A 24,354-nucleotide genomic window follows, 5' to 3' on the forward strand; every position below is an offset into this window, starting at 1 on the left:
GGGAATAGGTATCAGGGGTTGAGCGTGGACAGCGGCTGGCGCGAGCCGGTGATGGTCTGCAGCTCGGCCAGGCTGAGCTGGCGCGTCCACATGGCCAGGTCGTTGAACTCCATCACGCCCTTGAGTGCGCCGCCGTTGTTCGGCACATAGGCATGCGTGGCATCGTCATTGAGGCCCCAGGCCTTGGTGGCCAGGCCGTTGAGCTTGGTCACGTCGGTGTTGGCGATGGCCCTGTTTTCAGCCTTTTGCAGCCCGAGCACCGGGTCGATGACGTAGGCGCTGAAGGTCTTGGCCGTGGCGTTGATCGACAAGGCCAGATAGGTCCACTGGTTGGCGCTGAACGTCATGCCCGTGATGTCGTCGCGCTTGCCGCCGCTGCCGATGTTGAAGCTCACCGAGCAGCTGCCCCACAGGCCGATCGCGATGCCCGCGTTGCTGCCCGAGGTCCAGTTCTTGTTGGCCAGGATCGGCTCGCCGGTGCCGTTGCCCTGGGTGCAGTCGGACTTGAACCAGAAGCCGATGGTGAATTGCGGGGCGAGCGCGATATCGGCGCCGCTCTGCGTGAGCTGATAGGCGTCGATTCTCGAATCGACCTTCAGCGCCTTGCCGCCGAAGCTGTCGCTGCTCAGCGAGCCGCCATCGGTGCCGGGAACCCAGGGGCCGATGGCGGTAGTGCCCTTGCTGTCGGTTGCCGGCAGCGTCTCGAAACTGTAGTAAGCAGCCAGGTTGTTGCGCAGCGTGTCGGCCAGCACGACCGGCTTGACGTAGTTGATCTGCGCCAGCAGCGCGGTGGGCATACCGTTGCGCACCAGCGTGTAGTTGAAACGGTACACGCCGCTGGCCGGCGCGGTGATGGCTTTGTCCTCATAGGTGGACGTGCCGGCCGGCAGCGTGGCGATCTGCACCCCGTCGCGCAGCAGCGTCATGTCGCCGGTGGCGGTGGTGGGGTTCTGCCATGACAGCACCAGCGAGGTGTTGGTGCTGCCCACCACGGACTGCAAGCCCCGCACGCCCGCAGTGCCGGCCAACGCCGAGCCGTCGATCTGGTACGAGGCGGCGGGCAGGGCCACGCCGACGTGCGCGAGCATGGTGGGCAGCAGGTCCGCCTCGGTTGGCAGTGCCGCCAGCGCGTCCGCATTGGCGGGCGCAGCCGGCAGGTTGCTGGCCACCGCCGTGTTGAAGGGCTTGTTGAGCGCGATGAAGGTGGTGCGGTTTTGCACCGTCGGCAGGGTGGTGGTGGAACCCGTCGCGTCCAGGCCGTGACTGGTGGTCACGGCGACCAGCCAGTCTTCGTTGGCATTGGCCGCGCGGCGAGCCTGCACGGCGGCCAGCAGCTTGCCCAGCGCCTGGTCAAAGCTGGACAGCGCGGTGGCGTAGCCGCCGTTCTGGAAGCCCTGGGCGGCCGCGGCCAGGTCGGGCGCGCTGAACTGGGTGAAGACTACGTCGTAGCCAGACTGCACCAGCTTCACACCCTCTTGCGCCACGCAGTTGTCGTCGGCGGCGCAGTCGCGCATGGAGTCGAGATTGCCTGCGGCCACGTCGGCCTTGAGCAACGCCGGCAACACGGGCGCGCTGGTAGCGGCGCCGCGGCGCAGTGCGCTCGAGCCGGCGTTGGCACGCAAGTACTGGAACAGGCTCGGCGTGCGCAGGCCGGTGGCCACGGCAACGTCGTCGCCCACGCCGTGGCGGTTCGCCCAGTTGCCGGCGAGGACCGTGGCCCAGCTCGGGCCGGCAAGCGGAACCTGCTCGGTGGTGGTGCCGAGCCGGCCGCCGGTCGATGCTGGCGTGACCGACAGCGTGGCCAGGTTGGGCAATGTGCGCTGGGCGATGCCGTTTTGCAGCTGGCTATAGGTGGCGCCGTCCACGCCGACCAGCAGCACTTTCTTGCTGGCAACGCCACTGCCGCCCGTGTTGTTCTGATCGGGGGCCACCACTGCCGGCGAGTCGCTGCCGCCGCCGCCGCATGCCGCTACCGTGCCCGCCAGGGCCAGGCCACATGCCATGCGTGCCCGCTGTTTCCATGCCATATCCGGTTCCTCTTTTCTGTTATCCAACGCGGCGCGCCGCTCCGGCGGCGCGTCCGATCACGCTCCCCGTGACGCGTTGGCAGAGTAAGAAAAGGGGTTGTCATGCGGGTGACAGGGAGGCAAAGAATGCTGATGCGCTCATTTGCATTCTTGATGGGACAGGCACGCAGAGGCACAGGCCCTGCCTGGATGGCGGGCTGGGGGACGAAAAAAAACGAGGAAAGCGCGGCGTCAGGAATGACCGCGGAGCACGACGATGGGAGAGAAAGCGAGGGGTACGGCGGGGGAGTATTGCGAGGATCAAAGGTGCCGCGTTGCCCTCGTTGCCCTTGTCATGGCGACAAGGGCAACGCAGCGGCGGCGAGCGCCGCGAATGTCAGGCCTTGGCTGCTTGCGGGGCCGCGCCGCTAGCCTGCGTGCCGGGGCGGCGGACCATCAACGCCAGCAGCGCGGCCACCATGCACGCCGCGCCCGCGGCGTACAGCGCTGGTGTGTAGGTCAGCAGCAAGGTACGGGTAAGGCCCGCGCCAAACGCAGCCGTGGCGGCGCCGACCTGGTGGGCGGCAAAGATCCAGCCGAACACCATCGGCGCGCGCTCCTTGCCGAACACCGAGCCTGCCAGCCTGACCGTGGGCGGCACCGTGGCGATCCAGTCCAGGCCGTAGAACATGGCAAAGATGGACAAGCCGTATAGCGTGAACGTGGAGTGGGGCAGCCAGAACAGCGACAGGCCGCGCAGGCCGTAGTACCAGAACAGGAGCTTGCGGCAGTCATAGCGATCCGACAGCCATCCCGAGACAATGGTGCCGACAAAGTCGAACGCGCCCATCATCGCCAGCGCGCCGGCGGCCGGCACGGCGGCCATGCCGAAGTCCGCGCACAGCGAGATGAAGTGCGTCTGGATCAGGCCGTTGGTGCTCAGCCCGCAGATGAAGAAGGTGCCGGCCAGGATCCAGAAGGTCTGGCTGCGGGCGGCGTCGCGCAGCACCACGAAGGGCCCGCGCAAGGTCAGCGGCGCGGGCGCGCTGGGCGGCGCCGGCGCGGCTTGGGCGTGCATGGGCACTTCACCGAACGCAGCCAGGCCCACGTCGGCCGGACGATTGCGCATGAAGCAGAACACCAGCACGGCCAGCACCGCGCAGGCGCCCAGCACCGGCAGCACCGCGATGCGCCAGCCCATATGCTCGATCAGCCAGGCGGCCACGGGCAGGAACGCCAGCTGGCCGGTGGCCGAACTGGCGGTCAGGATGCCGATCACCAGCCCGCGGCGCGCGCTGAACCAGCGGCTGGCGATCACGGCCGCGAGCACCAGCGCGGTCAGGCCAGAGCCAACCCCGAGCATCAGGCCCCAGGCAATGAACAACTGCCACAGCTCGGTGGCCACAGTGGCCAGCGCCATGCCGCCGGCAATCAGCGCCAGCGCGGCCCACACCACGTTGCGCACGCCGAAACGCTCCATCAGGATCGCCGAGAACGGGGCCATCAGGCCGAACAGCGCAAAGCGAAACGCGAGGATGGATGAGATCTGATCCGTGTCCCAGCCCATTTCGCGCGTCAGCGGCTTGAGAAAGGCGCCGGGCAGGCCGAGCGCGGCCGAGGTGGTCAGCATCACGCAGAAGGTGATGGCGGCGATCAGCCACGCGTAGTGGATGCCGCGCCGGTCGAGCCGGCTGGAAAGTGCTTGAGCGAACATGGGTCGGGTTCCGGGGGCGGGGCGTTGGTTTGTCGTGGGGTGTTGGCCGTTGCTGCTACTGGGAATTCGGACCCAGCAGCATGTCGCGCGCCGCGCCCAGGATGTCTTCGGAAATGGCATCGCCCTCGGTGGCACGTGCCAGCGTCATGGCGCCCACCAGCATGGCCAGCTGTCCCAGCGCCAGCTTGCGGCGCTCGGCCGGGTCGGCGTGCTCGACCGTCTTCATCCAGTCCTCGACCATGACCTTGAGGCCGTCGATATAGACCTGGCGCACTGGCTTGTCCGCCGGCTCGCGGGCAATGTCGCCAGCGAGTGCCACCGCCGCGCAGCCATCGCCGCGGCTTGTGCAATGCGTCGTGGTGAGGTAGGCCTCCACCAGGTTGGCGCGCATCGCTTGCTTGTCGCCTTTGGCGCGCTCGATGCGGCGCGACCAGCGCCGCGCGGATTCCTCGAAGGCGCGCTTGCTCGCCAGCGCGGCCAGCGCGTCCTTGGACGAGAAGTGCCCATAGAAGCCACCGTGCGTGAGGCCGGCCCCGGCCATCAGCTCGGCCACGCTCACGCCGTTCAGGCCGCGCTCGCGGAATAGCCTGGAGGAGGCCTGCTCGATGGCTTCCCTGTGCTTGTCGGCCTGCTCTCGTGATGCGCGCGCCATATCTGGCTCTCCTGTTGAAACTTTGCTTGATTTGCTTGACCGGATTTTATATGACACCCATAATTTATTCAATAAATGTTGGTCATCATTTAAACAGGCGTCGCCGCGCAGCATCGCAGATGCGGGCAGCGTCGCTTTTCTTTTCCTCTGTATCAGGAGAATCCGTCATGCAGAACCTGTTCGATCTCAGTGGCCGCGTTGCCGTCATCACCGGCTCCACCAAGGGCATGGGCCTGGAAATGGCCCGCGCGCTGGGCGCGTGCGGCGCCGCGCTCGTGGTGTCCGGCCGTGACCAGGCCACTTCCGAGGCGGTGGCGGCCGCACTGGACGGCGAGGGCTTCAAGGCCAAGGGCATCGCTTGCGATATCGGCAACGTGGAGAGCGTCCAGGCGTTTGCCAGGCAAGCGCTGGACGCCTACGGCCGCGTGGATGCGCTGGTGCTGAACGCGGCCGGCAGCGGCGCGGCGGGCGCGCTGCTGAGCCAGGGCCCGGACGTGCTCGAGCAGGCCATGGCGGGCAATGTGCGAGGCAACCTGGTGCTGGTCAATGCGTTGGCGCCGCAGATGATCGAGCGTGGTGACGGTGCCGTCATCTTCATGTCGAGCATCGCGGCCAAGCGCGGCTCGGCCATGCTCGGCATGTACAGCATCACCAAGGCCGCAACGGACGGTGCGGTGCGCAGCCTGGCGCTGGAGCTCGGGCCGAAGGGGATCAACGTGAACGCGATCAACCCCGGGCCGGTGCGCACCGAGTTCTCGCGCGAGGCGCTATGGGGCAACCCGGAACAGGAGGCGCGCCTGGCCGCCGCGATCCCGATGCGGCGGATCGGCGAGGCGAAGGATGTAGCGGGGCTGGCGGTGCTGCTGGCATCGCCAGCGGGGCGCTTTATCCACGGCCAGAGCATCGGCGTGGATGGTGGACTTTCAGCGTGAGCCGCTGAGGGTCAAAGATCAAGGATCTAAGGTCAACGGATCGCGCCCCGCAGGTGCCGGGGCGCCGGGCCACGGACGCCCCTCAGCTATGCATGCCTGCCAGCCGCATCAGCAGGCGCAGCAGCAAAGCCGCCACGCCCAGCGCGGCCACGCTGGCCACCCAGATCAGCACCATCCAGCCGACCCGCTTGAGCCACGGCCTGGGCGCATCGTCCGGCGATCGCCGGCGGTGCTGCGTCGCTGGCATCAGTGATACCCCTCGCCGTGTTTCACCTTGCCTCGGAACACGTAATAGGCCCACACCGTGTACATCAGGATGAAAGGAATGATGAACAGCGCGCCCACCAGCGCAAAGCCCTGGCTTTGCGGTGGCGAGGAGGCGGCCCAGATCGAGATATCCGGCGGCACGATATTCGGCCATACGCTGATCGCCAGCCCGCTATAGCCCAGGAAGACCAGCGCCAGCGTGTACATGAACGGCGCCAGGTGCGCATGCTGCTGCAACGAGCGGATCAGCCGGTACATGGCAAACGCCACCAGCAGCGGCACCGGCGAGAACCAGAACAGGTTGGGCAGGCTGAACCAGCGCTCGGCAATGCGCGGCTGCGACAGCGGCGTCCAGATACTGATGACGGCGATGACGGCCAGCAACACCCAGGCCAGCTTGCCGGTGAGTTCCAGCATGCGCTCGTGCAGCTTGCCTTCGGTTTTCATGATCAGCCAGGTGCTGCCCAGCACGGTGTACGCCACCACCACGCCAACGCCGCAGAACAGCGGGAAGGGCTGCAGCCAGTCCAGCGGGCCGCCCGAGAAGGTGCGCCCGGTTACCTTGATGCCGTCGATATACGCGCCCAGCGAAACGCCCTGGAAAAACGCCGCCACCAGCGAGCCGCAGATAAACGCCTTGTCCCAGACGTGGCGCTCGCGGTCATTGGCCTTGAAGCGGAACTCGAACGCCACGCCGCGAAAGATCAGCCCCAGCAGCATGAAGATCAGCGGCAGGTAGAGCGCGCTGAGCACCACGGAGTAGGCCAGCGGAAACGCGGCCAGCAGGCCCGCGCCGCCCAGCACCAGCCAGGTCTCGTTGCCGTCCCACACAGGTGCCACCGTGTTCATCATGACGTCGCGGTCATGGCGGTCCGGCACGAAGGGATACAGCATGCCGATGCCCAGGTCGAAACCGTCCATCACCACATACATCATCACGCCAAAGAAGATGATGACGGCCCAGATCAAAGAGAGGTCGATGCCCATGATGATCAGCTCCTGCTATCGGCCAGGCGGTTGGTAGAAGTGGCCGCGCCAGGGACATCGCCTGGATCGTCCACCGCGGAGAGCGGTCGCGCCGGCGTGCCTTCCACGGCGTGTCCGCCGCCGGGTTCCGGATCGCCCTCATGCTCGACCGGGCCCTTGCGCACGAGCCGCATCATGTAGGCGATGCCCACGCCGAAGACGAAGAAATAAGCCACCACGAACAGCGCGAGCGACAACGCCAGTTCCGGCACGCCGTGCGGCGAGACCGCGTCGGCGGTGCGCATCACGCCGTAGACGATCCACGGCTGGCGCCCGATCTCGGTGGTGAACCAGCCGGCCAGGAGCGCGATCAACCCGGCCGGGCCCATCCATAGCGCCATGCGCAGGAACGCGCGCGTCTGGAACAGCTTGCCGCCCCGGCGCAGCAGCAGGCTCCAGAGGCCGAGCAGGATCATCAGCATGCCCAGCCCCACCATCACGCGGAAGCTCCAGAAGATGATGGTGGAGTTAGGCCGGTCTTGCGGCGCGAATTCTTTCAGGCCCTGGATCTGGCCGTCCAGGCTATGGGTGAGGATAAGGCTGCCCAGGCGCGGGATTTCCACCGCGAAGCGGGTTTCCTCGCGTGCCATGTCGGGCCAGCCGAACACGATCAGCGGCAGCGGCTCGTTGCCGTGGTTTTCCCAGTGGCCTTCGAGCGCGGCGATCTTGGCCGGCTGGTGCTTGAGCGTGTTGATGCCGTGCATGTCGCCAATGACGGCCTGGATTGGCGCCACGATCAGCAGCATCCACATGGCCATCGACAGCATCTTGCGGATGGCCGGGTTATCGCGCCGGCGCAGCAGGTGCCAGGCGGCGGAGGCGCCCACGAACAGCGCGGTGGCGAGGAAGGCCGCCACGCTCATATGCAAGAGGCGGTACGGGAACGACGGGTTGAAGATCACCGCCAGCCAGTCCACCGGCACCACGCGGCCATCGACGATCTCGTAGCCCTGCGGGGTCTGCATCCAGCTATTGGAGGCCAGGATCCACGTCGCCGAGATCAGGGTGCCGAGCGCCACCATCAGCGTGGCGAAGAAATGCAGGCCGGGGCCGACCCGGCTCCAGCCGAACAGCATCACGCCCAGGAAGCCGGCCTCCAGGAAGAACGCGGTCAGCACCTCGTAGGCCAGCAAGGGGCCGGTCACGCTGCCGGCGAAGTCCGAGAAGAAACTCCAGTTGGTGCCGAACTGGTACGCCATCACCAGCCCAGACACCACGCCCATGCCGAAGTTGACGGCAAAGATCTTGGACCAGAAGTGATAGAGGTCGCGGTAGACCGTGTCTTGCGTGCGCAGCCAGCAGCCTTCCAGCACGGCGAGGTAGCTCGCCATGCCGATGGTGATGGCCGGGAAGATGATATGGAAGGAAATCGTGAAGCCGAACTGGATCCGTGCCAGGTCGAGCGCGCTCAAGCCAAACATGTCGTGATCTCCGTGGGACATTGGGAACGGGCTTGGCCGGCCAGTTCGGGTGCGGTCCATTCACGTTGCGTTTCAGGCGCAAGCGTATATAGAGTAGACCACAGGCCGAGCGCATAGAGGTGCTCTTTTTCGTGGGCTGACTGGCGTGGCGAGAGGCCGGGGGATGTTGCTGGCAAAAGGAAACCCGCCGAGGCGGCCGGGTTTGATGCAGGGGTGTCCATGGATGGGGCAGCAGTGAGGCTGGGAGATTGGCGGCATGCCATGGACAACATGCTACCGGTAGCTTGCGGCGGATAACAGAAGCAACGGCTTAGAAAAAGACCGTATCAGATTTGGGGGGGTGTCCTGTTCGGAAGACGGCTCAGCGGCCGAGCCGTCGCCTTGCAGCCAGATGGCCCTTACGGAACTCGCTGACGAGGTCCCCATCCGATGATCGAGCATGGCGACTCGCGTTTCCGTGATCCTGTCGACTTCCGATGAACGGCTTTACTGGGCGTACTCAACGACCAGCAATGCCGTGGCCATGGTTTTTCCAGGGTTCGAAATGGCATGCTGAACATCCGCCGGATAGCGCGCGGACTCGCCGTGCCGGACTTTCTTCTCACTGGGGCCGGATTGAACGGTGACGCAGCCGCTCATGACGGACAGATGTTCTTTCGAGCCACTCTCATGCGGCTCGGATGCGAGTACGCCGCCAGGATGGATCGACAGCTCATACCATTCCACCCGGCTTGCAAGGTCCACCGGGCCGAGAATTTTCAACTCGCATTTGCCATCCGGGCTTCTGATCACCGGGATCGAGTGAGCGGGAATGACCGTCACGGTTGGCGTCGGCTTGTCGGCCTGCTCGCCGGAAAGGAACTCGGCCAGGCCGATGCCCAAAGCGTTCGCCAAGCGCCACAAGACCGCCACCGTGGGATTGGCAAGATTCCGCTCAACCTGCGAAAGCATCGATTTGGATACGCCAGCACGCCTGGAAAGCTCGTCGAGAGAGAGCTTGCGTGCCTGGCGAAGCAATTGCAGCCTGGCGCCAATGACGGGGGGGCCTTCTGCGAACGCCTCCGACGGGGGGACTTGTGTCATGAAATGAAGTCCTGTAAAGTGAACAAAACGTTCGATATACAGAACATGTTCAGTTTATCGATCATCATCAGTTTACAGGAGCACCGCTGTGCCGACAACAGACGCATTCTACGCAGCCATCCGCCAGGAGCTCGAGTCCATTGAACAAGCCGGTCTGTTCAAGACCGAGCGTGTCATCGCTTCTCCGCAGGGCAGCCTTATCAGGACTACCGATGGGAAGGAAGTCATCAACCTGTGCGCTAACAACTACCTGGGCCTCTCGTCCCATCCGGAGGTCGTGGAGGCTGCGCATCGCGCGCTCGGCGAGCGTGGTTTTGGCTTGAGCTCCGTTCGGTTTATTTGCGGTACGCAAGACCTGCACAAGTCGCTCGAGGCGCGTCTCGCGAGCTTTCTCGGCACCGAAGACACGATCCTCTACGGCTCGGCCTTCGATGCAAACGGGGGCCTGTTCGAGACGCTCCTTGGTTCGGACGACGCTGTCATCAGCGACGAACTGAACCACGCATCCATCATCGATGGCATCCGGCTGTGTAAAGCCAAGCGTTTCCGCTACAAGAACAATGACCTTGAGGATCTTCGCGAGCAGTTGAAGGCGGCCGATGCCGCAGGCGCGCGTTTCAAGCTCGTCTTTACCGATGGCGTATTCTCGATGGATGGCACGATTGCCCGGCTTGACGAGATCCGCGAGATCTGCGACGAGTTCGGGGCGCTCCTCGGGATCGACGAGTGCCATGCCACCGGCTTCCTTGGGCAGCGTGGCCGCGGCTCTCACGAACACCGTGGGATCTTCGGAAAGGTCGACATCATCACCGGAACGCTTGGCAAAGCGCTAGGCGGCGCCTCGGGCGGCTTTACGAGCGGGCGAAAGGAAGTCGTGGCATTGCTGCGCCAGCGCTCCCGGCCTTACCTTTTCTCGAACACGGTGGCGCCGTGCATCGTGGGCGCGACACTCAAGGTGCTCGACCTGCTCGAAGCCGATACCACGTTGCGGGACAAGCTCGAGCGCAATGCGCGCTACTTCCGCGGCAAGCTCGGCACGCTGGGTTTCGACGTGAAGCCCGGCGACCACCCCATCATTCCCGTCATGGTGTACGACGCGGAAAAGGCGCAGCGACTGTCCCGGCGTCTGCTGGAGCTGGGCGTCTATGTCATCGGTTTCTTCTATCCCGTGGTCCCCAGGGGGCAGGCACGCATCCGCGTGCAGATCAGCGCTTTGCACGACAGCGCCGAGCTGGACCAGGCGTTGGAGGCGTTCGAGATCGCTGGCAAGGAACTGGGGATCATTCAATGACAAAGCCAGCCAGGGTACTGATCATTGGCGCCAACGGCCAATTGGGAACGGAGTTGGCGTCGGCGCTGGCCGATCGCTATGGCAAGCAGAATGTCGTCACGAGCGACATGGTGCCGCACGGCCGCCATCTGCACCTCACGCATGAAATGCTCGACGTAACCGATCGGGCGCACCTTCGCGATGTCATCGAGCGGCATGGGATCACCCAGATCTATCACTTGGCGGCCGCTTTGTCGGCAACCGGTGAGAAGTCGCCCACATGGGCGTGGCAACTCAACATGAACGGCCTGCTGAACGTGCTGGAGGCTGCGCGTCATCAGAAGCTCGACAAGGTATTCTGGCCCAGTTCGATCGCGGCATTCGGCCCGACAACGCCGCCGGACGGCACGCCCCAAAGCACCATCATGGAGCCAAAGACCGTCTACGGCATCTCCAAGCTGGCGGGCGAAGGATGGTGCCGTTGGTACTTTGAGAACCATGGCGTGGATGTCCGGAGTCTGCGGTATCCGGGATTGATTTCCTACAAGACGCCTCCAGGCGGCGGAACCACGGACTACGCAATCGATATCTTCCATTCGGCGCTCAGGGCGCAACCCTATGCCTGCTTCCTGGAGAAAGATGAAGCCTTGCCAATGATGTACATGCCGGACGCCGTTCGCGCGACCATGGAGCTGATGGAGGCGCCTCGCGCCAGCATCTCCGAGCGGGGAAGTTACAACCTTGCGGGCTTGAGCTTCACGCCTGGCGAAATCGCGAACGAGATCCGGCGGCATTGCCCGGGGTTCGATGTCAGGTACGAGCCTGATTTCCGTCAGGAAATTGCCGCTGGATGGCCTGACTCCATCGACGACTCGGTAGCCAGGCGGGATTGGAACTGGAGACCTGAATTCGGCCTCAAGGAGATGGTGGCCGACATGCTGAAAAACCTGGCAACGCTGAACCAGGGTAGCGCCTTGGAATGCGTGAGCTGAGACCGGGTTGGCGCAGCAGGCAAAGCCAGGAACCCGGCCGCCGGCCCGCCTCGCAGCATAACAGCAGGCCGCGCGAAGGTCGTTGCACGGTAGCGCGGGAAACATATAGACAGGGTCGAGCCCCTGTGATAGAAGATCGCCTCGATTTCGGACGCTGGGATGCGTTGTCGGGGAATGAGGGCGATCTGGACGATGCGCGATACCGCGCGAGCGATAGACGAGGCGCGAAGCGCCGGCCGCATCGATCCAAATAACGATTACCAGAGGAGACAACTCATGACCACAACTGCAAATCCAGCAATCCGACTTTCCGGCCGCCAGGGCCGGGTTCGACATCGGAGGGTTCATGCTGGCGCACTATCGGCGCGAAGCCGGGCAACCCGTATCCGAAAGGGCATTGCGCCCCCGAACCAATTCACGGGTGAGAGCCGTGCGGGTGCTGACAAGCGTTCGCGGGTCTGAGTGGAGATCAATATGACTGACGTAAGGAAACTGCTCAACGAAGAGCGGGTCCACGAGGAGAAGGATCTCCATCGCGGGCTCAAGGACCGGCACATCCAGATGATCGCAATTGGCGGCGCCATCGGTGTCGGATTGTTTCTGGGTGCGGGGCGCGCGATCGCCATCGCCGGCCCGGGGCTGATGCTGAGTTATGCCATCGGCGGCGTGGCGATCTTCTTCATCATGCGGGCGCTGGGCGAGTTGCTGCTGTACCGCCCGGTGAGCGGATCCTTTGCAACCTACGCCGAGGAGTTTGTCGGCCCCTTTGCCGGCTTCGCCACCGGCTGGTCGTACTGGTTCATGTGGGTGGTCACCGGGATGGCCGAGATCACAGCGGTCGCAGTCTACGTGCACTACTGGTTCCCGGACGTGCCGCAGTGGATACCGGCGCTGGCCACCCTGGCGGTGCTGTACCTGGTGAATTGCGTCGCAGTCGCGGTATTCGGCGAGCTGGAATTCTGGTTCGCGCTGATCAAGGTGGTGACCATCGTCGCCATGATCGTGATCGGGTTGGCGATCATCTTCTTCGGCGTGACACCGCTCGGCCCGACCGCCAGCTTCTCGAACCTGTGGACGCATGGCGGCTTCATGCCGTTCGGGACGCTCGGCGTGGTGCTGACCTTGCAGATCGTCATGTTCGCCTATCAGGGCGTGGAACTGATCGGTGTCACCGCGGGGGAAGCGCAGAATCCCGAGAAAGTGTTGCCGCATGCGACCAACGGCGTCGTCTGGCGCATCCTGATCTTCTACGTTGGCGCGCTGATCATCATGATGGCGCTGGTGCCCTGGAATGAACTGAAGCCCGGCGTCAGCCCGTTCGTCTACGTGTTCGAGAGGATCGGCGTCCCGGGGGCGGCCGCGATCGTCAATCTGGTCGTCATCACGGCGGCAGCCTCATCGTGCAACAGCGGCATCTTCAGCACCGGGCGCATGCTGTACACGCTGGCGCAGTTTGGCCAGGCGCCGCGCGCCTTCGGCAGGGTCAGCAGCAAGCATGTGCCCTCCATCGCCATCACGTTCTCTGCCGCGCTGATGGGCATCGGCGTGCTGCTCAACTACATCGTGCCGGAGCAGGTCTTCGTCTGGGTCACTAGCATTTCGCTGGTCGGTTCGCTGTGGACCTGGTCGATCATCATGATTGCCCACCTCGGCTATCGCAAGGCAATCGCCGCCGGCCGGGTCAAGGCGGTGGCGTTTCGCATGCCTGGCGCGCCTTATGCCAACTGGCTGGTGGTCGCTTTCATGATCGCGGTTGCGGTGCTGCTGTCGCTCGATCCGGGTACCCGGGTGGCGCTCTACGTGGCACCCGTGTGGTTCGCGCTGCTCGGCATCGGCTATCGCTTCACCAAATCGCGTGCGCTGCTTGAGGGGCATGTCCAGAAGTCTGCTTGATCACAGTCCCGCGCGCCGCCGGTGTTCCCACGCGGCGGGGCGCGCCGCTGCCGCGGCATCACGGAACCCCGGAATGGCGCGGGTCGATCGGCTTGGGCAGCGGCACGGCTTTATCCGTGGATCAACTTCGGATCCTGGGCAAACACGGTCTGTTTCTGCTCGCCAAGCCGCTCGATGCCCAGGGTGATGACGTCGTCCGGCTTCAGGAACTGGGGCCGCGGCGTCTTGCCCATGCCCACGCCGGGTGGTGTGCCGGTGGTGATCAGGTCACCCGGCTACAGTGTCATGAAACGGCTTAGGTAACTGACCAGCTGGGCCACCGTGAAGATCATGGTGCGGGTGTTGCCGGCCTGCTGGCGCTCACCGTTCACGTCGAGCCACATCGAGAGGTCTTGCGGGTCACCGACCTCGTCGGCGCTCACGAGCCACGGGCCGATGGGACCGAAGGTGTCGCATCCCTTGCCCTTGCCCTTGCCCTTGCCCTTGCCCTTGCCCTTGCCCTTGCCCCAGGTGCCGCCGCGCTCGAGCTGGTACTCGCGCCCCGACACATCGTCGATGGTGCAGTAGCCCGCTACGTGCCTCAGGGCATCGGCCTCGCTGACATAGCGGGCGCGGGTGCCGATCACCACCCCGAGTTCCACCTCCCAGTCGCTCTTGACCGAGCCCTGCGGCAACACGATCGGGTGATTGCATAGCCTCCGCGCGCTCCATCTTGGTACCGTTCATTCAACTTGTCGAGTTGCCGGTACCCTCCGCTGCTCCTGGCGAGTCGCTCGTTGGTATAGCGTACGCGGTAGAACGTGATGTACGGGCGCTCACCGCGCCGGGATTGCCGTGGACGAGCGCATGTGGCGCCTTGTTTCGTTCATAGGGCTGTACGTGGACCTGCGGCACCCATGCCCGATACCCCCATGGGCGGCCATCGGGGGTGTGAGCTCAGTGCTCGACGGACCAAACGCTTTAGTCTGGGGCGATGGGCGACATCCACATATTGACGATTGGAATGCCAACGGTAACATTTGGTATACTTACATGGTGGTACGATCTCTCGAACGCATGAGCCGTGCCGGGCGCCTTGTCTGGTTCGTGCAGTATGAGATCCCTGCAGTTTTCGCTGACCAATATTCTCTATGACGCTACAACCAAAACAGAGCATGGCCGCCGAGATCAAGGCTGCCATTGAGGCCGAGATCGAGAGTGGTACGCTACCGCCGGGGGCGCTGCTGGACGAGCGCACGCTGGCTGAGCGCTTTGGCGTATCCCGTACGCCGGTGCGCGAGGCCTTGCAGCAGCTTGCGGCGCAGAATCTCGTGCGCATCGCGCCCCGTGTCGGCGTCTTCGTGTCGCGGCTGTCCATCACGCAGCTACGTGAAACGCTGGAACTGCTCGGCGAGCTCGAGGCCGTCGCTGCCAAGCTCGCGGCGCGGCGGATGGATGACGAGCAGCGCGCGTCTCTCGAGGCGAGCATGGCGCAGTGCGTCGAGGCGTCCAACGAAAACAATGGGAAGCAATTTGCCGAGGCCAATGCTACATTCCATGACCTGATCTATGCCGGTAGCCACAACGAATACCTTGCCCAGCAGATTCACAGTATCAGGCGCCTGATGCAGCGTTATCGGCCAAAGATCTTCTTGACGCCGGCGCAACGGCAGAAAGCCTTGCAAGACCATCGGAAACTGGCTGACGCGATTCTCCATGGCGATGAGGTGGCTGCGCATGACGCCATGCTCCAGCATGCGCCGGTGGGGACCACCGGATTTTCCGAGTTTCTCTCGACACTGCCTGCGAGTTACCTCGAAGGCGAGTCGGGGCTGGGTAGTTCACCTCCCGCTGCAGCAACCGGTGCCAAGCGGTCAAGGGGCGGCGTTACGGGGGAGGAGGGCGACGCCAAGCCGCGAGCCAGGCGCGGCCTGAGCCGCGCCTCTGCCGGTTGATTCGCTGATTCCGGGCAGCGGCGCCGCCCGGGCGCCGCTGCCGCACTCAGAACTTATGCCGCATGCCGACGGCAACCCCGATCTGATTGTGCTCATTGGCGGCGATCTGATAGGCAGCAATGGCACCGTTGAGGTTCTCGAAGTTCAGCGCGGCGTTTTTCGTGTATGCGGTGCTCAGGTAAACGTCCGTGCGCTTGGACAGCGAATAGTCCGCGACGAGCGTGAGTTGCCACGGATTGCTCGGATTGGTGCTGCCGGTCGCAGTGCGCAAGGCACGCAGGTTGTCGTAGTAGACCACCCCTGTCAATGCCAGCGCCTGAGTTGCCTGGTAGTTCAAGCCCAGCCAAAAGATGTCGTCGCGCGCGACCGTCCCGGCAGCCGGCGCGTCGTTCTTCCCATAGCGGTAGGCGGCCTGGGCGAGCAAACTCGGTGTGATCTGGTAACGCACGCCGAGCGCCGCCTTCTGGGCCCGCGTGTAGTTGCCGCCGGTCGCAGGACCATTCACATTGTCGTACGCGATGGCGATGCCGCCTGATCCGAACGAATAATCAACGCCCGCGCCATAGCCGGCCGAGCCTTGCGTCGAACCGGGTTGCTCGCCGAAGCTCCAGTGCGCTTCTGTCGTCAGGGGGCCGAAACTGCCGTGGTACTTCACCATATTGTTTTCCCGCAGCGACGCGCCGGCAATCTGCGTCACGGGTTCATACAGCGTGGCATATGCGGTGGGCGAGTAGTTCGCCATGATCAGGAAGAGCGACGTGTATTGTCGCCCGAGCGTTAGCTGATGGTTGCCGGATGCAAGCCCCACCCATGCCTGGCGCCCGAACAACAACCCGCCCTGCCCGGATGTGCCGGTGTCGATGTTGAAGCCACTTTCCAGGGCAAAGATCGCCTTGTTCCCTCCGCCGAGATCTTCGGTGCCGCGCATGCCCCAGCGGCTCGGCGACAATCCACCGGAATTCAGCGCGACCTTGGATTGTCCGTTAGGACCGCTCCCCAGGTTGTGGTTGCTGTACTCGATATTGGCATCGACCACCCCATACAGGGTGACCGATGACTGGGCAAACGCCGCGATGCTTGCGATGGCGCATCCAACGCCGACGATACATTTCTTCATGAACAATCTCCTCCGTGTTGATCCACGTTGCGCTTAGGTCGGTTTCCGTATTGGCCTTCCGGATTCCATAATCGCATAGTGGTATGTATATATATGTTAGTGGTATACGTTAATGTTGCTTGGTGAATACACGATGCCGGGCTCATAAGCGCAATGCCAGGCAGAGGCGGTAGGCGCAGCAGTTGGGCCATCGGCACCAAGCCCACGGCCTGCCCGCTTGTTTTCAGGTGCGCACTTGTAGATCGGCAAAGCGCCCGTTATCTCGAGCCAGGCGTTCAAGCAGGGGGGCGGGCTGCCACCAGAAGCCATGCTGTTCGTGGAAGAGCTTGATGTCCGCATAGACCTTGGCAAGCCCGATGCGGTCGGCGTAGTACATCGGCCCGCCGTGGCGAGCCGGGAATCCATAGCCGGTGACGTAGACGATGTCGATATCGCTTGGGCGCAGCGCGATGCCTTGCTCGAGGAGTCTCGCGCCCTCGTTGATCATGCCGTAGAGGCAGCGTTTGATGATCTCCTCCTCGGAAATTGATTGGCGCGCGATCCCGAGCCGGGCCGACTCGCGAACGATGAAGTCTTCGACCGCCGGATCCCGCAGCGGCGTGCGGTTGCCTGTCTCATACCGGTACCAGCCGGCTCCACTCTTTTGCCCTAGCCGTCCCATCTCTGTCAGCTTCATGATCAGGTCGTTCCAGCGCCGATCGTCAGGCCGTGTCGCCATCTGCGCCTTGCGGGTCTGGTAGCCAACATCGTTGCCAGCCATGTCGTGAACGGCGAAGATGCCCATGGCATAGCCAAAGCGCGTCAACGCCTGGTCCACCTGGTGGGGTAATGCGCCTTCTTCGAGCAGGAAGTGGGCTTCGCGCGTGTAATTGCGGAACAGCGCATTGCCGATAAAACCGGGATAGATCCGCGCGAGAACGGAGATCTTGCCCATGCGCCGGCCGAGATCCATCAGCGTGGCGACGACGTCCGGCGCGGTTTGCCGCGCGCGCACGACTTCCAGCAGGCGCATGACGTGCGCCGGGCTGAAGAAATGGGCACCTACCACATCCTGAGGCCTTTGCGTGACTGCTGCGATAGCGTCGACGTCCAGCCCGGAGGTGTTGGTGGCGAGGATTGCCCCCGGCCTGGCGATGGTATCGAGCTGGTGGAATATCTGCTGTTTGAGCGCCAGATCCTCGAAGACGGCCTCGATCACGAGGTCTGCGTGCCTTGCATGTGCCATATCGACCGAGCCGCGGATCAGGGCAATGCGCCGTTCCATTTCAGCCTGTTCCAGCCGTCCGCGCGACACGCTGCCGGCATAGTTGTCGCGCACCCGGCGCAGGCCGCCATCCAGGGCTTCCTGGCCGCTGTCGATCAGGGTCACCGGTATGCCGATATTGGCGAGCGCCATGGCGATGCCGCCGCCCATGGTTCCTGCGCCGATCACGGCCACATTGCCGATCGGGCGCAGCGGCAGGCTGGCCGGGATGTCGGGAATCTTTGCCGCCTCGGCCTCGGCGAAGCGGATATGGGCCGCCGCGGCATCACGCTGCGCCTGTGCGTCGGGCTGTGTGCGGGCGTCGTTGTCGGCAGACGTAGTCGTCATGGTCATTCTCAGTCCAGTTGGGTTCCGGGGGCGACGAGCGGCTTGGCTCGCCCTTCGACGAATTCGCGCAGGCGCTCGGCGGTTTCCGGGGCGCGCGCCATGTTGGAGTTCAGGTACTCCATGAACAGGCCGTCGTCGTGTGACAGGTCGTTGATGCGCGGCAACAGGTTGGTGATCCGCCAGTTGGTGTCAGGCGTGTTTCGCGCGATCTTTGCCGCCAGCTCACGCGCCTTATCGAGTGCATCGCCGGTCGGCACGACGTAGCGCACGATATGCTCGCGCTCCCCTTCGGTTGCCGTAAGCAGCCGGCCGGTCAGCATCATGTCGGCCATGACGGTGTAGCCGACCACCCGCTGCACGCGGACCGTGCCGCCTCCGCCGACGAAGATGCCGCGCTGGCCTTCGGGCAGACCGAAGAACGCCGATTCGTCCGCCACGCGGATGTGCGCCGCGGTGGCCAGTTCGAGGCCGCCGCCCACCACGGCGCCATGCAGCGCAGCAACGAACGGGATGGGGCCGCGGGCGATGATGTCGAACACCTCGTGCCATGAATGGCGCCGGCGTTTGCGCGGGCGCGGGGCCTCGCCGGCCGCACGCGCCAGCGCTTCCTTCAGGTCCAGGCCTGCGCAGAAGTTGCTGCCATGCCCGAACAGCACGCCGACGTCGGCTTCCTCGCCAGCGCGTATCACGGCATCGCGCAGGGCGCACACCACGTCTTCATTGATGGCGTTGCGCTTGTCGGGGCGGTTCAGGCCGATCAGTGCGACCGGGCCATCGAGTTCGTACGTAACGAGTTCGTCGCTCATATTTGCAATTCCATTGCGTAGGGAAATCGGGGTTTTCGTGGGTTCTGCAGGACTAGAGATCCAGCACAAGCTTGCTGCCCTTTGCGCCTGAACAGCAGATCATCATGCGTTGATTCGACGCCTTTTCCGCTTCGCTGAGCACCAGGTCGCGGTGGTCCGGCAACCCTGCGAGCACGCGTACCTCGCAGGTGCCGCAAATGCCTTCCTGGCACGAGTAGGGCGGCTCGATGCCGGCATTGAGCAGACAGTCGAGAATGGTCTGTCCGCTGGCTACCTCGATGCTGCGGCCACTGCGCACCAGTTCGACGGTGAAGCCGCCTGCGGTGGCGGCACTCTCGCGTGCAGCGAAGTATTCCCTGTGCACTCGCTCGGGCGGCAGGCCAGCGGTGGCTTGCTCGAAGGCGTCCAGCATGGGCAGCGGGCCGCAGCAGTAGACATGGGCGCCGGCCGGCAGCGCGTTGGTGATGGCGGGGATGTCGAGCATGCTGGCACCGGGCTCGCGGTCGAAGCTGAGTTGGAGCGTGGCCCCGGCATCGTCCCGCAGTGCCTGCAGGGTCTCGACGAAGGCGGCATTCTTGCGTGTGCGTGCCGCGTAGAAGAGCTGCCACGGCCGGCCCAGCGCCTGCAGGCGGCGGATCATGCCGAGGACCGGCGTGATGCCGATGCCGCCGGCAATGAAGACGCTCGACGCGGCCGCTTCATCGAGCGGGAAGTTATTGCGCGGTGCACTGACGGTCAGGGTGTCGCCCGGGCGTAGCACTTCGTGCAGATAGCGCGAGCCGCCGCGGCTCTGCGGGTCCTTGTTGACGCCGATCAGGTAGCGGTGCCGTTCTTGCGGCGAGTTGAACAGGGAATAGTTGCGGATCAAGCCGTTGGGCAGATGCACGTCGATGTGCGCCCCGGCTTCGAACGGAGGTAGCTCCTTGTGCGGGGCTACCGGCCAGAGTTCGTAGCTAAGGATGCCTTCCGCTTCCCAGGTAATGGATTTGACCCTGACTTGCAGTGTCTCGGTAATGCTCATGGGTGTCTCCCGGGGTGGGCCTGTGTGGGTTCGTGGCGGATGGCCCTGGCTAGATCTCGACCACGTCAATGTCCTTGAGCTTCACGCCCGTGGCTGCCTCGTAGGCGCGCTTGACCTCGTCTGGCTGGCCGGCGTGAAAAATGAAGTGGAACAACAGCTTGTTCCACTTCGGATGGCTGGCGTACTGCTCCAGCGCCAGGCCCTCCAGGAAGAAGGCGCGCGAGTCGCAGGGCAGCATCACGCGATGGTTGGCCTGCGGATCGCGGATCAGCCCCTTGGGATCCCGGCCCTGCGCCACGGCGTCGATATCGTCGAGCAGGCGGCGGCGGATCATGGCGATGCCGCGGTCGCTGGCCCCGAGGTTCTCCTGGCTGCGGTCGGTGACACGGCCCTGGCCGACCCAGGCGATGATGTCCTGGTTGATGACATGGCTTGAGATCCATCGGCCGGTGCGCGCGTCGCGGATCGGACTGGTCCACGAAGGGATCACGGCTTGCTCGTAGGGCTCGGCCTCGCGCGGCACGCGGATGAAGGACCAGGTCACACTCAGCGTGTTCTCGTCGTCGACGGGAACACGCCATTCGATGTGGTCGCCAAGAAAGAACCCGTTGGGCCACAGGCAGACGCGGCCGATGGTCCAAAGCGGGTGGTGCTCGTCCGTGTCTTCGCTGATGCGTTTGTAGAGAAAGCCGTGCTCGAATTCCTCGAAATCGAGCCGCTGGTGCCGTGGCGCGTAGCCTGCGGAATCGCCGCGCAGCCGCCGTCCCCAGTTGGCGTGCATCCACTCGAAGTGCACGGGATCGATGGAGTTTTCCTGTGCTTGCAGCCAGTTGCAGGGCACCTCGGCAAAAACCACCTGTACGAAGCCGTTGCGCCAGCTGAACGGCTCCCAGTCCGGTAGCAGGGGCGCTGGCTGTGGGCCCATATATGCCCATAGCATGCCAGCCTTGGCCTGGACCTGGTAGGCCTTGAGGCGCACGCGCGCTTTCAGCCTGCAATGCGGGTCGACCATCTGCTCGAAGGGCTGATCTACGCAGCGGCCCTGCTGGTCGTATTGCCAGCCGTGGTAGTTACAGCGCAGTCCGCATTGCTCGACGTAGCCGTAGGCCAGGTCGGCGCGGCGGTGCGCGCAATGCCGGTCAACCAGACCGTAGGTGCCGCTCAGGTCCTTGTAGAGCACCAGGTCCTCACCCATCAGGCGCACCGGTTTGATGGGGTTGCGATCCAGCTCGTCGATGCCGGCGATCGGGTGCCAGTGTCGCCTCAACACTTCGCCCATTGGCGTGTCTGGCCCCACTTGGGTCAGCTGACGATTCTTTTCCTCGCTAAGCATTGGCGTATTCCTGCAAATAAACCAGCTATTCCGGCTTGAAGCCGGAGGCCTTGATGATGGGTTCCCAGGTCGCGAGCTCCGCGCGCTGCCGGCGGGCCATGTCCTGTGCGTCGAGAAAGTCCGGCACTACCGCCAGGCGCTTCATCAGGAACTCGGTGGTTTGCGGCATGGACAGAATCTTGCGCAACGCCTGCTGCATCCGTTCCAGCTCGGTGCCCGGGGTTCCGGCGGGCGCCCACATGGCGGTCCAGCCGTCGCCGGAAGTCACGTTGATGCCTTGCTCGACCATGGTCGGGATATCCGGAGCCAGAGGCGAGCGCTTCGCGCTGAAAATTCCGATCATCCGCACCTTGCCGGCGCGGTGGTACTTGAGCATGTCGTCGAGCAACGTCACGGCCGCGGGCACGTGGCCGCCGACCAGGTCGTTGATCAGCGGCGGCGTGCCCTTGTAGGGCGCCACCGACAGCGCGATGCCGGCCGCCCTGGCGAACTGCATCCCGAGGAAGTGGTTCATGCCACCCAGTCCCGGCGTGCCAAAGACGGCGTTCTCGGGATGCTTCCTGACCCACTGTACGAATTCGCGCGCATTGCTGATGCCTGTATCCGTCCGTACCGCCATCCCCAATGGATAGGAGACCAGGCCGGCCACTGGCGCAAAGTCGCGCCAGAGGTTCCACTTGAGTTGCGGCCCGAAGACCAGTGTCTGGAAGGTCGGCGTTGCATTGGGGGCAATCATGTAGGTGAGGCCATCCGGCTTCGCCGCCATCAGCGCGTCCGCGGCGAGACGGCCGCCGACGCCGACATGGCTTTCGATGATGACCGGCTGCTCCAGGACCTGCGGCAGCCAGTCGGCGAAGTAACGGGCGATCGCGTCGGTGCCGCCACCCGGAGGAAGCCCCAGCAGGATGCGGATCACGGGCTTTCCCTGCATGCCGGCGTACGTCGCGGCAGGCGCGGCGAGGCCCGCGCACGCCGCCAGCAGCAGCCGGCGTCGGCGGTAGCTTGTCATGCTTGTCTCCGTATTTTTCTTGTAACGGGGCGGATGGCTCAGGGCGTTAGCGTCAGCGTGCGCCAGTCGCTGCCTGCCGGCAGCACGCCACCGACGGAGGTCGCCTTGGCGTAGTCGAGATCGGGGTTGTCAGCCAGCGTCGGCGTCTTGCCCGCCGTGAACTCGCGCACGGACTTGAGCAGAGCCTGCCGCACGCGCAGCACCGCACCATCGGCCGAGCAGAGCTGTTCGGTGGTGCGATCCACGATGGGCCCCTGGCCGATAAACATGGCAAAGTCTTCGGTGCCCAGGTGCTGCGGGAAACCGGTGGCATGGCCGCGTTTCATCAGGTCACGGTTCTGGCCCCAATTGTTCTCCGGCCCGCCCGGCGGGAGCGGCGGGAAGCCCCACACGTCGGGGGTGGCCGACATCACCGTCATACCCAATGGCCGGTGTGGGTTGAAATGCACGAACCACGCGCGGTGCGTGACGTCGTCCACCGGCGTCGAGAAGAACACCGTGCCAGGACCCTTGGCATCGGGGGCGCAGATGATGCCGTACCACGGCATGACGAAGTTGTTGACGCGGGCATACACCTTGTCGTCAGGCAGGGCACGAACGGCTGCGTAACGGTAGCCGTAAGGCATGTCCTCGAACTCCAGCCGCGGCGCTAGCGCCTGGGTCATGTGCAGGCGTTCGTTACCCGCGCCGGCGGTAATCTGCGTGGTGGATTCGTGCAGTACGCCGACGTGCGAAGAATCCATCGAGGCTTCCACGCCCTGCACCCAGTTGGTGGGCACTTCCTGGCTGGTGACCGAGCGCTGGTCTTCCGGCAGGCGGGTGAACGGCAGGTCGGGAAATCTGGGCGGGTGCTCGCCTTTGCCCAGCCAGACCCAGACAATGCCGCCGCGTTCTTCCACGCGATAGCGGTTGACGCGCACATGCTTGCAGAACTGCGACTGATCGCCCATGTGGTTCGGCGCTTCGATGACATCGCCGCTGGTATTGAGCTTCCAGCCGTGAAAGATGCAACGCAGGCCGTTGTCTTCGTTGCGGCCCATCAGCAGGGAAGCCTTGCGATGCGGGCACTGCTCGTCGAGCATGCCAACGTGGCCATCGGTGGCGCGAAACGCCACGTAGTTGGTGCCCAGCAGCCGCACGCGCACCGGTGCGCCGTCCGCCACCAGCTTGGCCGAGGGTACAGCCGGGATCCAGTAGTGCTGGCGAATCATCTCGCCCATCGGCGCGCCGTTTTCCACGCGGGTGAGCAGTTCGTTGTCTTCGTGGGTCATGGCCATGATCAGCACGCCTCGTCTTTGCGGAAAGCGCGCGAATAGACGCGGGTGCAATTGCACTCGAAGATGTTCCTGCGCTGTTGCTCGCTGAGCCAGTCAATGCTCTCGATCACCGGCTTCATGTCGTCGTAGTCGCGCCCGGAAACCGGGTCGCGCGCGCTGCCGGTGCCCGGTTTCTCGGTGCCAAACAGCACATTGTCGGTGCCGGCCACCTTGAGCAGCAGCTCAATGGCTTCCTTGGAATAGTTGCAGGTGTCGAAATACAAGCGCTTGAGCTGTTCGTCGAAGCTCACCGTTTCGCCCTTGCGGACCGACCATGAGCGAAAACGTCCCATCTGGTAGGGAATCGCGCCGCCGCCATGTGCCACGACGATCTTCAGGCCCGGGTATGTGTCGAAGACCTTGGAGCCCAGCAGCGAGACGATGGCAATGCTCTCTTCGTTGATGAACTTCAGGGTATAGGACTCGCGCGCGCTGCAGCTGCCGGCCGAGTGGATCAGGCCCGGTACGTCGAGCTGGGTCATGGCATCGTAGAGCGGATACCAGAACGGATCGCCCAGGCCGGGGGGCGTGGGGCCTTCGCCTTCGGTCGGATCGGGGTTGATCAGGCAGCCGACAAAACCGAGTTCCTTGACGCAGCGCTCCAGCTCGGGTACCGCGCGCAGCGCGGGCGATTCATTCATGTATTGAGGCAATCCCGCGACACCGCGGAAACGGTCCGGGAACAGCGCCACGAAGCGTGCGATCAGGTCGTTGCAATGGCGCGACCACAACTCGGTCACGCGGCCGGGCTTGACCGAGTGCATCTGCAGGTAGGGACGCGGCGAGATGAACTGCACGTCGGTGCCGACCTTGTCCATGCTCTGAACCAGTTCTTCGGCCACCTTGCGCACGGAAGCATCCGGAACCTTCGGCGTGGTTGACGGGTTGGCACGGCCTCCTACCAGCTCCGCCATGTAGCGGAAGCTTTCTGGAGGCATGACGATATGCGCGTGGGAATCGATGATCATGAG

The 24,354-nt window shown here is 64.3% G+C and carries 20 protein-coding genes and 1 pseudogene; 5 read left to right on the forward strand and 16 right to left on the reverse strand.

The features are described 5' to 3' along the window. Positions 1-11: 11 nt before the first annotated feature. The 3 genes from RR42_RS28260 to RR42_RS28270 all read right to left on the reverse strand — a co-directional run bounded on the left by RR42_RS28260 (position 12) and on the right by RR42_RS28270 (position 4,372). Positions 12-2,027 (reverse strand): LamG-like jellyroll fold domain-containing protein, encoded by a 2,016-nt coding sequence (locus tag RR42_RS28260; protein ID WP_043354844.1) that lies wholly within the window; start codon positions 2,025-2,027, stop codon positions 12-14. 376 nt (positions 2,028-2,403) lie between these two features. Then, positions 2,404-3,720, reverse strand: coding sequence for an MFS transporter (locus tag RR42_RS28265; RefSeq protein ID WP_043354846.1), 1,317 nt, complete (start codon positions 3,718-3,720; stop codon positions 2,404-2,406). Positions 3,721-3,775: 55 nt separating this feature from the next. Then, a complete protein-coding gene (locus RR42_RS28270; RefSeq protein ID WP_043354847.1) occupies positions 3,776-4,372 on the reverse strand; it encodes a TetR/AcrR family transcriptional regulator in 597 nt (198 codons plus the stop codon). 167 nt (positions 4,373-4,539) lie between these two features. Between RR42_RS28270 and RR42_RS28275 the strand changes: the two genes are divergently transcribed. Then, complete coding sequence (locus tag RR42_RS28275; RefSeq protein ID WP_043354849.1) at positions 4,540-5,304, forward strand: SDR family NAD(P)-dependent oxidoreductase; 765 nt, start codon at positions 4,540-4,542, stop codon at positions 5,302-5,304. 82 nt (positions 5,305-5,386) lie between these two features. Here the strand turns inward: RR42_RS28275 and RR42_RS38925 are convergent, their stop codons facing one another. The 4 genes from RR42_RS38925 to RR42_RS28290 form a co-directional block, all read right to left on the reverse strand. Further along, positions 5,387-5,551 carry a DUF2474 family protein gene (locus RR42_RS38925; RefSeq protein ID WP_082055131.1) on the reverse strand — a complete coding sequence of 55 codons (165 nt, stop codon included), beginning with the start codon at positions 5,549-5,551 and terminating at the stop codon, positions 5,387-5,389. Next, a complete protein-coding gene (gene cydB / locus RR42_RS28280; RefSeq protein WP_043354850.1) occupies positions 5,551-6,558 on the reverse strand; it encodes a cytochrome d ubiquinol oxidase subunit II in 1,008 nt (335 codons plus the stop codon). Before cydB ends, RR42_RS38925 begins: the two co-directional genes overlap by 1 nt. 5 nt (positions 6,559-6,563) lie before the next feature. Beyond that, positions 6,564-8,018: a cytochrome ubiquinol oxidase subunit I gene (locus RR42_RS28285; protein ID WP_043354852.1), complete on the reverse strand. Its 1,455-nt coding sequence runs from the start codon at positions 8,016-8,018 to the stop codon at positions 6,564-6,566. Positions 8,019-8,504: 486 nt separating this feature from the next. After that, complete coding sequence (locus RR42_RS28290; protein ID WP_043354853.1) at positions 8,505-9,101, reverse strand: helix-turn-helix domain-containing protein; 597 nt, start codon at positions 9,099-9,101, stop codon at positions 8,505-8,507. Between the two features lie 88 nt (positions 9,102-9,189). On the opposite strand from RR42_RS28290, the gene kbl reads away from it, so the two are divergent. The 3 genes from kbl (at position 9,190) to RR42_RS28305 (ending at position 13,256) form a co-directional block, all read left to right on the forward strand. Beyond that, on the forward strand, positions 9,190-10,392 hold the full coding sequence (gene kbl / locus RR42_RS28295) for a glycine C-acetyltransferase (RefSeq protein ID WP_043354855.1): 1,203 nt from the start codon (positions 9,190-9,192) through the stop codon (positions 10,390-10,392). Then, positions 10,389-11,363: an NAD-dependent epimerase/dehydratase family protein gene (locus RR42_RS28300; RefSeq protein WP_043354857.1), complete on the forward strand. Its 975-nt coding sequence runs from the start codon at positions 10,389-10,391 to the stop codon at positions 11,361-11,363. The genes kbl and RR42_RS28300 overlap by 4 nt, the downstream gene beginning before the upstream one ends. Before the next feature lie 474 nt (positions 11,364-11,837). Beyond that, positions 11,838-13,256, forward strand: a complete 1,419-nt coding sequence (locus tag RR42_RS28305) for an amino acid permease (protein ID WP_043354858.1) — start codon at positions 11,838-11,840, stop codon at positions 13,254-13,256. 110 nt (positions 13,257-13,366) lie between these two features. Here the strand turns inward: RR42_RS28305 and RR42_RS28310 are convergent. Beyond that, positions 13,367-13,945: pseudogene (locus RR42_RS28310) on the reverse strand (fumarylacetoacetate hydrolase family protein); the annotation flags it as partial. A 465-nt stretch (positions 13,946-14,410) separates the two neighbouring features. Here RR42_RS28310 and RR42_RS28315 point away from each other — a divergent pair. Then, positions 14,411-15,190, forward strand: a complete 780-nt coding sequence (locus RR42_RS28315; protein WP_236702216.1) for a GntR family transcriptional regulator — start codon at positions 14,411-14,413, stop codon at positions 15,188-15,190. Between the two features lie 46 nt (positions 15,191-15,236). On the opposite strand, the gene RR42_RS28320 is transcribed toward RR42_RS28315, so the two are convergent. From RR42_RS28320 to RR42_RS28355, 8 genes are all read right to left on the reverse strand, one after another. Beyond that, the gene (locus RR42_RS28320; protein ID WP_043354860.1) at positions 15,237-16,307 is read right to left on the reverse strand and encodes a porin; all 1,071 of its coding nucleotides are present in this window, start codon (positions 16,305-16,307) and stop codon (positions 15,237-15,239) included. 223 nt (positions 16,308-16,530) lie between these two features. Then, a complete protein-coding gene (locus RR42_RS28325; RefSeq protein ID WP_043358128.1) occupies positions 16,531-17,898 on the reverse strand; it encodes a 3-hydroxyacyl-CoA dehydrogenase in 1,368 nt (455 codons plus the stop codon). Positions 17,899-17,906: 8 nt separating this feature from the next. After that, positions 17,907-18,704, reverse strand: a complete 798-nt coding sequence (locus RR42_RS28330; protein ID WP_043354862.1) for a crotonase/enoyl-CoA hydratase family protein — start codon at positions 18,702-18,704, stop codon at positions 17,907-17,909. Positions 18,705-18,756: 52 nt separating this feature from the next. Further along, a complete protein-coding gene (locus RR42_RS28335; RefSeq protein WP_043354864.1) occupies positions 18,757-19,725 on the reverse strand; it encodes a PDR/VanB family oxidoreductase in 969 nt (322 codons plus the stop codon). A 49-nt stretch (positions 19,726-19,774) separates the two neighbouring features. Continuing rightward, complete coding sequence (locus RR42_RS28340; RefSeq protein WP_043354865.1) at positions 19,775-21,058, reverse strand: aromatic ring-hydroxylating dioxygenase subunit alpha; 1,284 nt, start codon at positions 21,056-21,058, stop codon at positions 19,775-19,777. 25 nt (positions 21,059-21,083) lie between these two features. Further along, positions 21,084-22,067, reverse strand: a complete 984-nt coding sequence (locus RR42_RS28345) for a tripartite tricarboxylate transporter substrate-binding protein (protein WP_043354866.1) — start codon at positions 22,065-22,067, stop codon at positions 21,084-21,086. A 38-nt stretch (positions 22,068-22,105) separates the two neighbouring features. After that, entirely contained in the window at positions 22,106-23,344 is a 1,239-nt protein-coding gene (locus tag RR42_RS28350) for an aromatic ring-hydroxylating dioxygenase subunit alpha (RefSeq protein ID WP_043354868.1), read from the reverse strand. A gap of 2 nt (positions 23,345-23,346) precedes the next feature. Continuing rightward, positions 23,347-24,351, reverse strand: a complete 1,005-nt coding sequence (locus RR42_RS28355) for an amidohydrolase family protein (RefSeq protein WP_043354869.1) — start codon at positions 24,349-24,351, stop codon at positions 23,347-23,349. Between the last annotated feature and the right edge of the window lie 3 nt (positions 24,352-24,354).

Source organism: Cupriavidus basilensis (assembly GCF_000832305.1).
GTDB classification, from domain to species: domain Bacteria; phylum Pseudomonadota; class Gammaproteobacteria; order Burkholderiales; family Burkholderiaceae; genus Cupriavidus; species Cupriavidus basilensis_F.